The 13,016-nt window shown below is 64.5% G+C and carries 13 protein-coding genes; 7 read left to right on the top strand and 6 right to left on the bottom strand.

The features are described from left to right. Window positions 1-12 precede the first annotated feature (12 nt). The 3 genes from trhA to RVAN_RS13175 all read right to left on the bottom strand — a co-directional run bounded on the left by trhA (window position 13) and on the right by RVAN_RS13175 (window position 2,746). A complete protein-coding gene (gene trhA, locus RVAN_RS13185) occupies window positions 13-666 on the bottom strand; it encodes a PAQR family membrane homeostasis protein TrhA (RefSeq protein WP_013420212.1) in 654 nt (217 codons plus the stop codon). A 63-nt stretch (window positions 667-729) separates the two neighbouring features. Beyond that, window positions 730-2,010 carry a DUF3422 family protein gene (locus RVAN_RS13180; RefSeq protein ID WP_041787612.1) on the bottom strand — a complete coding sequence of 427 codons (1,281 nt, stop codon included), beginning with the start codon at window positions 2,008-2,010 and terminating at the stop codon, window positions 730-732. A gap of 106 nt (window positions 2,011-2,116) precedes the next feature. After that, complete coding sequence (locus RVAN_RS13175) at window positions 2,117-2,746, bottom strand: TetR family transcriptional regulator (protein WP_013420210.1); 630 nt, start codon at window positions 2,744-2,746, stop codon at window positions 2,117-2,119. A 94-nt stretch (window positions 2,747-2,840) separates the two neighbouring features. Here RVAN_RS13175 and RVAN_RS13170 point away from each other — a divergent pair, with 94 nt between their 5' ends. The 7 genes from RVAN_RS13170 to RVAN_RS19725 all read left to right on the top strand — a co-directional run bounded on the left by RVAN_RS13170 (window position 2,841) and on the right by RVAN_RS19725 (window position 9,988). Next, window positions 2,841-3,506: an O-methyltransferase gene (locus RVAN_RS13170; RefSeq protein ID WP_013420209.1), complete on the top strand. Its 666-nt coding sequence runs from the start codon at window positions 2,841-2,843 to the stop codon at window positions 3,504-3,506. A 162-nt stretch (window positions 3,507-3,668) separates the two neighbouring features. After that, complete coding sequence (locus tag RVAN_RS13165; RefSeq protein ID WP_013420208.1) at window positions 3,669-5,189, top strand: alpha/beta hydrolase; 1,521 nt, start codon at window positions 3,669-3,671, stop codon at window positions 5,187-5,189. Window positions 5,190-5,282: 93 nt separating this feature from the next. Further along, window positions 5,283-6,167 (top strand): cell envelope integrity EipB family protein, encoded by an 885-nt coding sequence (locus RVAN_RS13160; RefSeq protein ID WP_013420207.1) that lies wholly within the window; start codon window positions 5,283-5,285, stop codon window positions 6,165-6,167. 258 nt (window positions 6,168-6,425) lie between these two features. Continuing rightward, window positions 6,426-6,608, top strand: coding sequence for a Flp family type IVb pilin (locus RVAN_RS13155; protein ID WP_013420206.1), 183 nt, complete (start codon window positions 6,426-6,428; stop codon window positions 6,606-6,608). A gap of 22 nt (window positions 6,609-6,630) precedes the next feature. Next, on the top strand, window positions 6,631-7,116 hold the full coding sequence (locus tag RVAN_RS13150; protein ID WP_013420205.1) for an A24 family peptidase: 486 nt from the start codon (window positions 6,631-6,633) through the stop codon (window positions 7,114-7,116). Between the two features lie 116 nt (window positions 7,117-7,232). Beyond that, a complete protein-coding gene (locus tag RVAN_RS13145; protein ID WP_013420204.1) occupies window positions 7,233-8,657 on the top strand; it encodes a leucyl aminopeptidase family protein in 1,425 nt (474 codons plus the stop codon). Then, window positions 8,654-9,988, top strand: coding sequence for an NlpC/P60 family protein (locus tag RVAN_RS19725; protein ID WP_013420203.1), 1,335 nt, complete (start codon window positions 8,654-8,656; stop codon window positions 9,986-9,988). The genes RVAN_RS13145 and RVAN_RS19725 overlap by 4 nt, the downstream gene beginning before the upstream one ends. A gap of 81 nt (window positions 9,989-10,069) precedes the next feature. Here the strand turns inward: RVAN_RS19725 and RVAN_RS13135 are convergent, their stop codons facing one another. From RVAN_RS13135 to RVAN_RS13125, 3 genes are read right to left on the bottom strand one after another with little or no spacing between them, the layout of a single operon-like run. Beyond that, window positions 10,070-10,843, bottom strand: coding sequence for a transporter substrate-binding domain-containing protein (locus RVAN_RS13135; protein WP_013420202.1), 774 nt, complete (start codon window positions 10,841-10,843; stop codon window positions 10,070-10,072). A 15-nt stretch (window positions 10,844-10,858) separates the two neighbouring features. Beyond that, window positions 10,859-11,659 carry an amino acid ABC transporter ATP-binding protein gene (locus RVAN_RS13130; protein ID WP_013420201.1) on the bottom strand — a complete coding sequence of 267 codons (801 nt, stop codon included), beginning with the start codon at window positions 11,657-11,659 and terminating at the stop codon, window positions 10,859-10,861. 11 nt (window positions 11,660-11,670) lie between these two features. Next, entirely contained in the window at window positions 11,671-12,996 is a 1,326-nt protein-coding gene (locus RVAN_RS13125; protein WP_013420200.1) for an AAA-associated domain-containing protein, read from the bottom strand. Window positions 12,997-13,016: the final 20 nt, after the last annotated feature.

Here is a 13,016-nt window from a genome sequence, read left to right as displayed (position 1 = left end):
CTTTATTTTTGACTAACTCGGAAAAACAGCGGCGCGGATCGCGAAGAACTGCGTCGCCGCGCCCGCCAGCACGAAAACGTGCCAGATCACGTTGTGAAAGCGCATCCACTCCATGAGATGGAATGGAACGCCCGCAGTGTAGACCACGCCGCCCGCCACCAGCAGCGTCAGCGCGTCCTCGGGCAGCGTGCGCATCAGCGGGCGCAGCGCCGCGAGCACGATCCAGCCTTGCGCGAGATAGAGCGCCACGCACAGCCTGTCGAACCGGCGCGGAAAGCGCAGCTTCACGAAGACGCCGAGCGCCGCGATAGCCCATACCGCCACCAACATGCCGATGCCCGCTCCGCCGCCGACGACAACCGCGAAGGGCGTATAGCTCCCCGCGATCATGACGAAGATCGCGGCGTGATCGGCGCGGCGCAGCAGCTCCTTCGCGCGGCGCTCCGGCGCGAGGTTATAAGCGGCCGACGCGCTGAACATGGCGACGAGGCCGAGGCAATAGACGATCATGGCGGCGAGATGCGCGCCCGGCACAGCGTCCGCCGCCTCGACGAGCAGCCAGACGCTCGCGACGACGGCGAAGGTTACGCCCGCCGCGTGCACGCCCGCGTCGACTGTCTGTTCGGCTTTGGTGTAGGATGGAAAAAGAGGGCGCGCGTCTTTCATGCCGTCAGCCTGCATCGACGAAGTGGTGCGGGTATGACGCCTTTCGCAAAAGGCAACGATAGCTTATTTCGCGATGTGGGCCTTGACGCGCCTCGTGCCCCAGAAAACGAGCGCGGCGACGATGGGGATGCTCGCGCCCATGACGATCTCGGGGTTGAGCGGGATCAGTTCCGCCGTCTTCAGACCCTTCGCGCCATAGCCCACAAGACCCACAATGTAATAGGTGATGGCCGCAACCGACAGCCCTTCGACCGTTTCCTGCAAGCGAAGTTGAAGCTGCGCGCGGCGGTCCATCGAGGCGAGCACGGCCTGATTTTGCTGTTCGAGCGTGACGTCCACCTTGGTGGAGAGAAGCTGCGTCGCCTGCGCCACGCGCGTCGAGAGCGACTCCTGACGCGCTGTTACGGCTGCGCAGGTGCTCATCGCCGGTTCGAGACGGCGCTCGGTGAACTCCTGAAACATCTGAAGGCCCTCGATGCGGCCCTCACGCAGTTCCGCGATGCGATGCTTCACGATGTCGTAATAGGCGGCGGCGGCCGCGAAACGGTAGGCGCTGACGGAGCGGCGGTTCTCGATCTCGGCCTGAAGCGTTGTCAGGCGTTCCAGAAGCTCCGGCTCGTTGATATCGCCCGGCTTGACGAGCGCGGCCGTGATGCGGGCAAGCTCCGCCTCGCAGGTTGAGAGGAACGGCGAAAGATCGCGCGCCACGGGGAAAGCCAGCAGCGCCATCATACGATAGCTGTCGACTTCGAGGAGGCGCTGCGCGAGACGGCCCGCCTGCCTGGGCGTCAGCGAGATGTCCTGCATCAGAAAGCGCGTGAAGCCGTCGTCGTGAATGCGGAAATCGGTGAAGACGCGGCCCGCGCCGCTGGCGACGCTCGCCCCGACGAGGACATTCCCGGCGAAATAGCGCGAGGAGATTTCATCGGGATCGGGCAGCGAGTCCGCGCCGCGCACGAGTTCGACATTCGCCGCGACGATCAGCGAGCCGGGCAACCCCGCCACCCAGTCTTCGGGGAGCGCCTTGATCGCCGGATGGCCGAACAACTCGCCGTTCGGGCCCTCGGTGAAAACCATGAACCGCGAGAACTCAGAGTGCCGCTCATAGGTGAAGCGGAACGTGCCGAAGTTTTCGCTGTAATGGGTCGCCTTGTCGTCGGGCACCGGCCTTCCGAAGCGCTCGGCAAGCTCCTGCACCTTGCGGCCGATGTCTCCCCGCGAGGTTTCGTCGGTCTTGAAGGCGAGATAGGAAATGCGGCACGGGGCGCTCAGCGCCTCGGGCGTGCGGGCGTGCACCTCGTCGTTGAGGACAATGCGCAGGGGATGATTCGTCGGCAGGGTCATAAGCGGTAACTGTGGTATTCGCGCGCGTGCGTCAAGGGCGTGATTGCTGCATCGCACCATTGTGAGGCGTTTCTGCATCGCGGGTGCCGCGGTGTCCGGCCCGTGCTCAACGACGTAGGCCCTCAAGGTAGGCGCAGAACATGTCGGCCATAGCGTCGGCATAGGCTTCAATCTCCGCTTCGGCTCGAGGAACCTCGGAGAACTGCTTGCCCGCCGCGCTGAGCGTCGTCATGATCAGGTTGCCGGCCAATGCATGAGTTGCCTTTGAAGCTTCGGGCAGCACCTCCTGCATGAAGACGTGGAAAATACGGCCTCCTGACGCCCTCACCTCCTGCGCCTCGGGTGCATCGCGATAAAGAGGGGCCGCATCATCAAGCGCGACGCGCACCACAGCTTCATCACATTCCGAACGGATGAAGGCGTGGACAAGTGCGCGCAGCCGTTCGAGCGGCGGCCTTTGGACCTCTTCAAGGATGTCACACAGCAGGCCGGCAGTCTGACGCCATTCATCGCTTTGGAGTCGGAAGAGGATCGCCGCCTTGTTCGGGAAATACTGATAAACCGATCCCACACTCACACCGGCTTTCTCGGCCACCCGTGCCGTGGTGAAGCGATGCGCGCCTTCCTTCGCCAGAACCTGAACAGCCGCCTCCAGAATTGAGGCGACGAGCACGGCAGACCGTGCCTGCTTGGGCTCTTTTCTTGAGATAATTTCGGGGCTTAGGCGATTGTTCATGACGGGACGCCGCAACGCGAATGGTAAACCTGAATAATTCGTCGCATTATGGGCCGGCGTACAAGGCGAAGCAACCTCAAACCGGAGCACTCTCATGACCACCCTCACTAACTCACCGCTTTCACCCCTGTTGGATCGTTTGTTCGAAGAGGAAGCGGCGTCGTCTCCGCTATCAAGCCCTGTGATGGCGGCTCTCTCCCCCGAGGACCGGGCACGTCTGATGCAGAGCAAAACCGCTTACCGGGAGCTTTACGGACGCTTGAAAGATTTCCCTCTTGCCGTCTCGCGAGAAACCGGCGCGCTGCTTTACATGCTGGCGCGTGCCTGTGGCGCGCGGACGATCGTCGAGTTCGGGACCTCGTTCGGCATCTCAACGTTGCATCTCGCAGCGGCGTTGCGGGACAATGGCGGCGGCCGCCTTATCACAAGCGAGTTCGAGCTGTCCAAAGTGGCGCGTGCCCGGGAGAATTTGAAGTCCGGCGGTTTGCTGGACTTGGTGGAACTCCGTGAGGGTGACGCGCTGCAGACGCTGAGTGTCAATCTTCCTGAAACGATCGACTTGCTTCTGCTCGACGGCGCCAAGGCGCTTTATCCCGATATCCTGAGTCTGGTAGAGGGCCGCCTCAGACCGGGTGCACTCATCGTCGCCGATAATGCCGATCACAGCCCCGACTACTTGGCGCGGGTACGCTCCCCCGCAAATGGTTACATGACGGTGCCCTTTGCCGAAGACGTCGAGCTGTCCATGTGGATCGGCTAACGCCGGTCTCATCTGTTACCGTCGATAGGCCCCCAAGCTGACCACGCCACGCAGCCGTCCGACACGGCCGCTACGCGAAGCCGGAAGAGATCGCGTTTGCCGGAAATCCCGCAATCGGAGTAGGTTGGCCAGCACTCCCAGCCTCAAGCATCCGGTCCCCTCATGACACCGTATCGCATCATCGCCGCCGCAATCGCGCTCGCCTGCATCGCGTTCGGCTTGTGGCGGCTCGAAGGCGCGACGCATGGTCTCGCCGTGACGCGGATGCAGGCGGGCGACACGCCGGTGACGGTGTTCCGGGCCGAGGGGACCGCGAAAGGCCCGGTCGTGCTGATCGCGCACGGCTTCGCCGGATCGCAGCAACTCATGCAGCCCTTCGCGATCACGCTCGCGCGCAATGGCTACATCGCCGTCACCTATGACAGCCTCGGCCACGGCCGCAACCCGGAGCCGATGCGCGGCGACATCACGAAGGTTGAGGAGGGGCCGACGCCGAGGCTTCTGGCGCAAGTGGGCGAGGTGGCGGCGCTTGCGAAAACCCTGCCCGAGAGCGACGGCCGCATCGCCGTCCTCGGCCATTCCATGTCGAGCGATATCGTCGTGCGGTTCGCGCAGGCGCATCCCGAGGTGGCGGCGGTGGTCGCGGTGTCGATGTTCTCACCCGTGGTGACGCCGACGAGCCCGAAAAACCTCGCTGCCATCGACGGCGCGGCGGAATTCGGCATGCTGCATGACGAGGCCCGGCGCGTGGTCGGCATGGTGTCGGGTGGCGCGGCCGAGCCCGGCGTCATCTACGGCAGTTTCACGGACGGCTCCGCGCGCCGCTTCACGCTGTCCCCCGGCGCGGAGCACATCGGCGTGCTCTACAGCGCGGCGAGCATGGAGGCCGCGCTCGACTGGCTGAACCGCGCGTTCGCAATGAGCGGCAGCGCGCCCGTCGAAGATCGCGGCACCGCAATCGCCGCACTGTTCTTCGGCGTGACGCTGCTGGCGTGGCCGCTCGCGTCGCTTCTGCCGCGCGTGTCGCCGATGCCGCTCGGCGCGGGGCTGCCATGGCGGCGCTTCTGGCCCGTCGCCTTCGCGCCCGCGCTGCTGACGCCGCTGATCCTGTGGAAAATGCCGACGGGCTTCCTGCCGGTCGTTCTCGGCGACTACATCGCGATGCATTTCGCCTGCTACGGGCTCGTTACGCTCGCCGCGTTGTGGGTCGCGACGCGCGGCGAGGGCATGGCGCGGCCGCCGGTCAACGTGGCGTTCATCGTCGCTGCGGCGCTCGTCGCGGCCTACAGCATCCTCGCCTTCGGCCTGCCGCTCGATCGCTATGTGCTATCGTTTTTCCCGATCGCGGAACGCCTGCCGCTGCTGTTCGCGGTGCTCGGCGGCACGATCCTGTTCTTCCTCGCGGATGAATGGCTGACGCGCGGGCACGGCGCGGCGAGGGGCGGCTACCCGGCGACCAAGGCGCTGTTTCTCGCGTCGCTCGCGCTGGCCGTCGCGCTCAACTTCGGGAAGCTGTTCTTCCTGATCCTCATCATTCCGATCATTTTTGTGTTCTTCGTCATCTACGGGCTGTTCAGCGGCTGGGCTAACCGACGCACGAACGATCCCCTCGTCGCAGGGCTCGCCAACGCGCTCGCCTTCGCCTGGGCCATCGCGGTAACGTTTCCGCTTGTCAGACCGTAACCGATGGGCAACGACGCTGCCCTATAACGGCTGTTATTGTTCGCGATATCGCTTATGACTGCACCTTACAAAACAGCGGCCGGTGGTTCGTTCATGACGTCTTTCACAATGCCCGCAGTGGCTGCGGTTTCCGGCTGGCTCGGTCTGTCCGCCTGTGTCGCGTTGTCCTGCGCCCCGGCGTCGGCGCAAGAGAAACCGGCCGAGGCGATCGAACTCGTCCCTCATCGGGCCGTCTACGAACTCGTGCTCGACAGGACGGGCGCGGGTTCGAACATCAGCGACATCCGTGGGCAGCTGATCTACGACTTCACCGGCTCGGCGTGCCAAGGCTACACGCTCAACACGCGGCTGGTGACGGAAATCTACGACCGTGAAGGCAAGCAGAGCACCACCGATACGCGCTCCGAGAGCGTCGAGGACGGCGAAGGCCGCCGCTTTCGCTTCAACACGTCGCAGTACATGAACAAGAGCCCGAAGCCGGCCGACGCCACGTCCGGGCTGGCGGTCCGCGCGCCGCAGGGCGGCCGTGAGACCGTGACGGTGACGCTGTACAAGCCGAAGAAAGGCTCGTTCACGCTGCCCGGAAACATCTATTTCCCGACGCAGCATTCCATTGCGATCCTGAAGGCGGCGAAGGCTGGTGATACGCGGCTTCAGGCCGATTTTTTCGATGGCTCCGACAAGGGCACCAAGATTTACGAGACCACGACCGTGATTGGCGCGCCGCTGCAACTGGCGGCCAATGCGCAGCTCCCCACGATCAAGAACGCGGAAATTCTCGACAGCATCCAGTCCTGGCCCGTGGTGGTCAGCTACTACGAGCAGAACGGCAAGAAAGACGGCCTGCCGACCTATGAGGTCTCGTTTCGCATCTATGCGAACGGTGTCAGCCGTAAATTGACGCTCGATTATGGCGCGTTCGCGCTCAGCGGCGAATTGTCGGCCATCGAATTCCTGCCGTCCAAGCCCTGCCCCTGATCCGCAAGTCTCCCGCCGATCTGAAAAGCAGCCGTTTCGCGCGTCGCATCGGCGCGCCCGAAGTCTTGCGCCGCCCCGCGTGGCCCAGAACAGCCGCGCCGCGCGTCCAACGGCGACTTGTTAAACCTCGCGATAACCATTCAGAGCGTTACCCACCGCACAGAAAATCGAATTAAATGCGTGTTAAATCTTGTGCCCCTAACGTGCAGGGAGACGCCGCTTCCATGGAGGCGATGTCCATATCGTCGGAGGTGTGTAATGCGTGCAAAGCTTGAAGAATTCTGGATGGACGAACAGGGCGCGGCCGCCATCGAACTTGGCTTGATCGCTGCCGGTTTCTGCGTGGCGCTCATCACGCTCGCGGGCCAGATGAACGACGAGGTGAAGATCATGTTCGAGCGGGTGCGGGAAATGCTGCGCTCGTTCAACACGCTGCAATAGCCCTCCGTTCAGGTGAGCGCCGATGGAATCGTCCCTGACGTCGACCGTCGCGGCGGCCCTTCCCGTCCTGCTTGTATGGGCCGCCGCCGTCGATCTCCTGACGCGCGTGATACCGAACAGGCTTGTGCTGGTGCTGGCCGCCTGCTTCGCCGTTTTCGCGCTGCTCGCCGGGCTTGATGCCGCCCGGATCGCGTCCCACGCCGGGTGCGCACTTCTCGTTCTCGTCTGCGCCTACGGTCTTTTCGCGGCTTCCCTTCTCGGCGGAGGCGACGCGAAGCTTCTGGCCGTGGCATCCCTCTGGATCGGCCCGAATGCGCTGCTTCCGTTTCTCGCTGGAACGGCTCTCGCCGGTGGGGCTCTGGCGTTGGCCTATATCGCCGCCGATTTCGCGGGCGATGTCCTTCGCTCCGACGCCGACACGCGCGACCGTGCAACGGCGATCCCCTATGGCGCGGCCATCGCCGCGGGCGGCCTTGCCGTGATGCCGGACTGGCTCGCCTCAATTTAGCGGCTTTTTTGCACCGAAATCGTCCTTCTCCGCCGTTTTCGCGTCCGGATCGCGGCCAAGTCTTATGCACGTTATAGGGGTGCATTTTCTCCGCCGATCCCCTATAGGTTCAAGGCATGACGATTTCCTACGAAACGATTCACGACGACATTTCCGAGCTTCTGGCGAGCCATAACAAGGGCGCCATCAAGATCCGGGCTCTTCCCGCCGCCGAACTTCGCGACGATTTCGCTCGCTTCGTCACGCCCGCGCAGGCGGCATGGCTCGATGCCATCGGCTGGAAGGCGAAACCCGGCACGCATGCGCTTCTTCCCGGTGAAACCGGGATCGCCGAAGTCATCTTCGCGCTTGGCGACGCAGAGCCTTCGCCCGCTTCAGCGCTCGCGCTCGGCGCGCTGCCCGCAATCTTGCCCGAGGGCACCTACGAGCTTTCAGACTTTCCCGGCGCGCCTGAAGACGCCGTCCTTGCGTGGCTTCTCGGCGCTTACGAGTTTCGCCGCTACTTCACGCGTGCCCCGAAGCCCATCCGCACGCTCGTGCTCCCCGAAGGCGTCGACCGCGCGTCGGTGATCGCCCGAGCGCAGGCCGTGTGGTTCGCGCGCGAACTTATCAACATCCCCGCCAACGATCTCGGCCCGTCCGACCTCGCGGACGCGTTCGCGAGCATGGCGCGCGTCTTCAAGGCCGAGGTAAAAATCCTTCGCGGCGCAGCGTTCCTCGAAAAGAACTTCCCGCTTCTGCAAACAGTCGGGCGCGCCTCCACGCGCGAGCCGTGCCTTGCCGAACTCCATTGGGGCAACACGAAGCACCCCAAGGTGACGCTCGTCGGCAAGGGCATCTGCTTCGATACCGGCGGCCTCGACATCAAGCCGTCGCCCGCAATGGCGCTGATGAAAAAGGACATGGGCGGCGCAGCGAGTGTGATCGCTCTCGGCGCGATGATCATGGCCGCGAAGCTGCCGGTGCGGCTCCGCGTTCTCGTGCCCACCGCCGACAACAACATCTCCGGCAACGCATTCCGGCCGGGCGACATCGTCAAGAGCCGCGCAGGCGTCACGGTCGAGATCGGCAACACCGACGCGGAAGGCCGCCTCGTTCTGGCCGACGCGCTGGCCTATGCCGACGAGGACGGCCCCGATCTCATGATCGACATGGCGACGCTGACCGGCGCAGCGCGCGTTGCGCTCGGCCCGGATCTGCCGCCGTTCTACACCGAGGACGAAGACCTCGCCGCTGCCGTCTACAAGGCGGGCGCGCATGTGGGCGATCCGTTGTGGCGGCTGCCGTTCTGGATGCCCTACGACCGCGACCTCAAGAGCAAGGTCGCCGACGTGAACCACATTTCGAACAGCCCGCTAGCCGGATCGATCACGGCGGCGCTGTTTCTGAAGCGCTTCGTTAAAAACGCGCGGCGCTATGTGCACCTCGATATTTTCGGCTGGACGCCGCGCGCGTTGCCCGGCAAGCCGATGGGTGGCGAGCCGCAAGGCGTGCGTGCCTTGTTCGAGGTGATCCGCAACGAATATGGGAGAGGCGCATGACACAGCTCGATCCTCGCCTTCACGCTTACCGGGAAGACCTCGCCGCCGCAACGCTGCAAGATCGTGTGCGCGCGCAGCGCTACGTTCAGGGCGAAGTGCGACAGGTTGCCGCGCCATCCGCGCCTGTGCGTGTCGCGCCGAAATTCGAGGCCGAGCAGGCGACGGAAGCGCTGTCCGGTGAACTCGCGACGCTCTATGAGGTGCGCGACGGGTTCGGCTGGGTTCAGCTTCACGAGGACGGCTATGTGGGCTATATGCCGCTCGACGCGCTGTCGTCGCTGGTCGAGGACAACACGCATCGCGTGAGTGCGCGGCTCACCTATCTCTATCCCATCCCGGACATGAAGCGCCCGCCGATTACGAAGCTCAGCTTCTCGACAACGGTGCTGCCGATCAGCCGCGCGGATGGCCGCTTCCTTGAGCTATCGCGCGGCGGCTTCATTTTCGCCGACCATCTGGTGGGCATCCGCGAGCGCGCGCGCGACTTCGTGCGCGTGGCGGAACGCATGGTCGGTGTGCCCTATCTCTGGGGCGGCAAGACGACGCTCGGCATCGACTGTTCGGGCCTCGTGCAGGTTTCGTTGCAGGCGGCGGGCGTGCATTGCCTGCGCGACACCGACATGCAGATGGCGAGCCTCGGCGAGGCGCTCGATCCGAACAATCTCGACGCCATCCAGCGCGGTGACCTGATCTTTTGGAAAGGCCATGTCGCCATCGCGCAATCGCCGGACTGGATGATCCATGCGAGCGGCCATCACATGGAAGTTGTGGTGGAGCAGATCCGGCGCGCCGTGGAGCGCTATGCCGAAGCGGGAAGCCCGGTCCTTGCGATCATCCGCCCGAACCTTGAGGCAAAGGCCGCCCCCGAGCCGCAAATCGCCGCGCCATCCGAAAACGCTCGGGCACAGGCTGCGGCACCGGCGCAACCCGTACAGGCCACAGCGCCGACGCAGGCTCAACCCACATCGGCCGCTCAACAGGGTAACCGACCGGCTCAGGCAACCCCTGCGGGCGCTCCCACAGCCCAGGCACCTGCGGCCCCGGCTCAGCCCGCTCCAGCCACGGCGCAAGCGCAACAACGCCCTGCAACAGCACCGGCATCACCTTCACCGGCCCGGAGCGAGAGGCAACGCGCCGCGCTGACGCAGGCGGTAGCCCCTCAGGCTTCGGCTCAGGCAGCGGAAGCGCACGCCCCCCCGGCTCAGACGCAACTCGAAACAGCTGCCAAGCGCGCGGCACAGGAACTTGCGCGACGCACGCCGCAGGACGCCGCGAGGCCGGCGCAGAACACAGACCCGCGCGCGCCACGAACTCAAAAAGACGGCGCTTAAGGCTTGATCCGGCAAGAGTGCGCGCCGGTTTTAATGGCACAAGCCGCGCAGCACCTCCGCGGGCACCGAAGCTGGAGCGCGTCAAAACACCGGGAACGGGAAGTATTTCGCGTTGATCTTCGCGTAGGTGCCGTCCTTCACGATGCCGTCGAGAGCGTCGTTGAAGCGCTTCACCAACGCGTCATCGCCCTTCCGCAGCGCGATGCCCACGCCTGAGCCGAAATACGCCTCGTCGGCGAGTTCCGTTGGCGCGATCTCGCAGCACTGGCCCTCGGGCGTCTTCAGCCAATCATAAACGGCAAGTTTGTCGTACAGCACGTAATCCACGCGCCCGGCCGAAAGGTCGCGATACGCGTCGGCCACGGTGTTGTAAAGCCGCACGATGGAGCGGTGATATTTGTCTTCCAGGAAGGCGGAATGGTTCGTCGCCGTCTGCACGCCCACGGGCTTGCCGGTCAGCGCTTTCGGCGAAACGTCCTTCGCGTCGAAGCCCTTGCGCACCACGAACACACTCGGCGAGCGGTAATAGGGCTTGGTGAAAGCCACCACGTTCTTGCGGTCTTCGGTGATATTGAGCGATGCGACGACGGCGTCATATTTCTTCGCGAGCAGCGACGGAACGATGCCGTCCCAATCCTGCTCGGTAATCTCGCACTCGGCCTGCATCTTCGCGCATAGCGCCTTCGCGATATCGACGTCGAAGCCCGTCACCTCGCCGCGTGCGTCGATGATGCTGAACGGTGGGTTCGTGCCCTCGGTCGCGATGCGGAGTTTCGTTTGAGCCGAGGCGGTGAGCGGCAGAAGGAAAGCGAGGCAGACAAGCGCCAGAAGGCGCGTGAGAGAGGCTTTGACCATGGTTTCGCCGGGCGGTTAGAGTCCGTTGCTCTCTAACGTAGGCAGCGGAGTTTCGCGCGTAAAGCCGCCTGCCCGGAAAGCTTCGAGGAATTGAACGAGACGCGGGCTTCGCGGCGCGGCAAACAGGTCTGCTGACGGGCCTTCTTCCTCGATACGGCCATCGGCGAGAAACAGCGTGCGAGACGACACGTCGCGGGCAAATGCCATTTCGTGCGTCACGATGACGAGCGTGCGCCCCTCATCCGCCAGCCGCCGGATCACCGCCAGCACCTCGCCGACGAGTTCGGGGTCTAGCGCGGATGTAGGCTCGTCGAACAGGATAACCTCGGGATGAACGGCGAGCGCGCGAGCAATGGCGGCGCGTTGCTGCTGTCCGCCGGACAGCTCCGCCGGATAGGCGTCGGCGCGGTGCGCAAGGCCCACCTTCTTCAACAGGGCGTGCGCTTCCTCGATGGCCTCGGCGCGTGAGCGGCCATGCACATGCACCGGCGCTTCGATCACGTTGCCGAGCACCGTCATGTGGTGCCACAGATTGAAGCCTTGGAACACCATGGCGACGCGGCGGCGCAAACGCTCCACCTGCCGCGCGTCGGGCTTCTTGCCCGGCTCTATGCGCACATGCTCGCCGCCCGCGACGATCTCGCCCGCGTCCGGCGTCTCCAGCAGATTGAGACAGCGCAGGAACGTGCTCTTGCCTGAGCCGGATGAACCGATGATCGAGATGACCTCGCCCTTCTCGGCGGCGAGCGAGATGCCCTTCAGCACCTGAACGGCGCCGAAACTCTTGGTGATGCCTCGCGCTTCGAGTGCGATCATGCGAGCCGTCCTTATGCCGGATTGTCGAGACTGATCATCCCCGTCTCGCCGTCATAGGCAAGCACTTCTGCATAGCGCGCCCAGTTGATGACGGTGTGAAGCGTCCGCTCGGCATCGTCCTCCGGCATGTTGTCTTCAAGCTCGTCCTGGAAGCGGATGATCGAGGCGCGGCGGCTCGATCGCTCCTCAAGGATGCGCCGGATATGAGCCACGAGCGGCACATAGGCGAGAAGATGCTGCGCGAACTGCGCCTTGCGTTCGTCGACGCCCGCATCCACGAAACGGCGGCCTGCGTCGGTGATCTTCAGATCGCCCTCCGCGAGTTCGGCAAAGCGCAGCAGTTGCAGCGTCTCGGCGGCGGGGAAAAGCTCGTCCACCTCCATTTGCGCGCGCTCGGCGAGCGGCGGCAGGTCGGCGCGGCCGTTGAAGGGCGGCTCGGCGAGCGTTTCGAGCAAGCCCGCGAGCGTGTTCGTGGACACATCGGGCAGGCTCATGTTGATGCCGGTGCCGGGGAATATGCCTTCGCCGCGCGCGGGGGTGGCCGTGGGCTTGGCGGTCATGCGCGCGTAGATGTCGTCCACCATGGCGCGGAAGGCGGGGTCCACGCGGTTTCGCGGCTGCGGCAGGTTCACCTTGATTTCGGCGATGACGCGGCCCGGGTTCGACGAGAACACGAGGATGCGGTCGCTCATCAGCACGGCCTCCTCGATGTTGTGTGTGACGAGAAGGATGGATTTTATCGGCATGCGCCCTTCCATCCACAGGTCGAGAAGATCGGTGCGGAGCGTCTCGGCGGTCAGCACGTCGAGCGCGGAGAAGGGCTCGTCCATCAGCAGCACCTTCGGATCGACGACGAGCGCGCGCGCAAGGCCGACGCGCTGACGCATGCCGCCCGACAGCTCCTTCGGATAGGCGCTCTCGAAGCCATCGAGGCCGATCAGGTCGATGGCGGCCAGCGCGCGCTTCTTGCGTTCTTCGGCCCTCACGCCTTGCGCTTCGAGGCCAATTTCCACGTTCTCCTGCACGGTGAGCCACGGGAACAACGCGAAGCTCTGGAAGACCATGGCGAGGCCGTCGGCTGGGCCGTCCACGCGCTTGCTTTCGACCGAGACTTCGCCTTCGCTCGGCGTGAGGAGGCCGGAAATGATGCGGAGCAACGTGGATTTGCCGGAACCGGAGCGCCCCAGCAGCGCGACGATTTCGCCGTTGTACAGCGAGAGGTTCACGTCCTCCAGCACGACGAGGTTGCTGCTCGTGCCGCGCTTGTAGAAGTGGCGGACGTTTTGCACGGCGACGAGCGGCGTGCGGCCGTTGCTGCGCGGCGTGACAACTCCCATGGCCCCCTCCTCTTTTCTAA

Source organism: Rhodomicrobium vannielii ATCC 17100, assembly GCF_000166055.1.
GTDB lineage: Bacteria > Pseudomonadota > Alphaproteobacteria > Rhizobiales > Rhodomicrobiaceae > Rhodomicrobium > Rhodomicrobium vannielii.
Note: the sequence above shows the minus strand (reverse complement) of the source record. Positions and strands in the feature narration are given on the sequence as shown.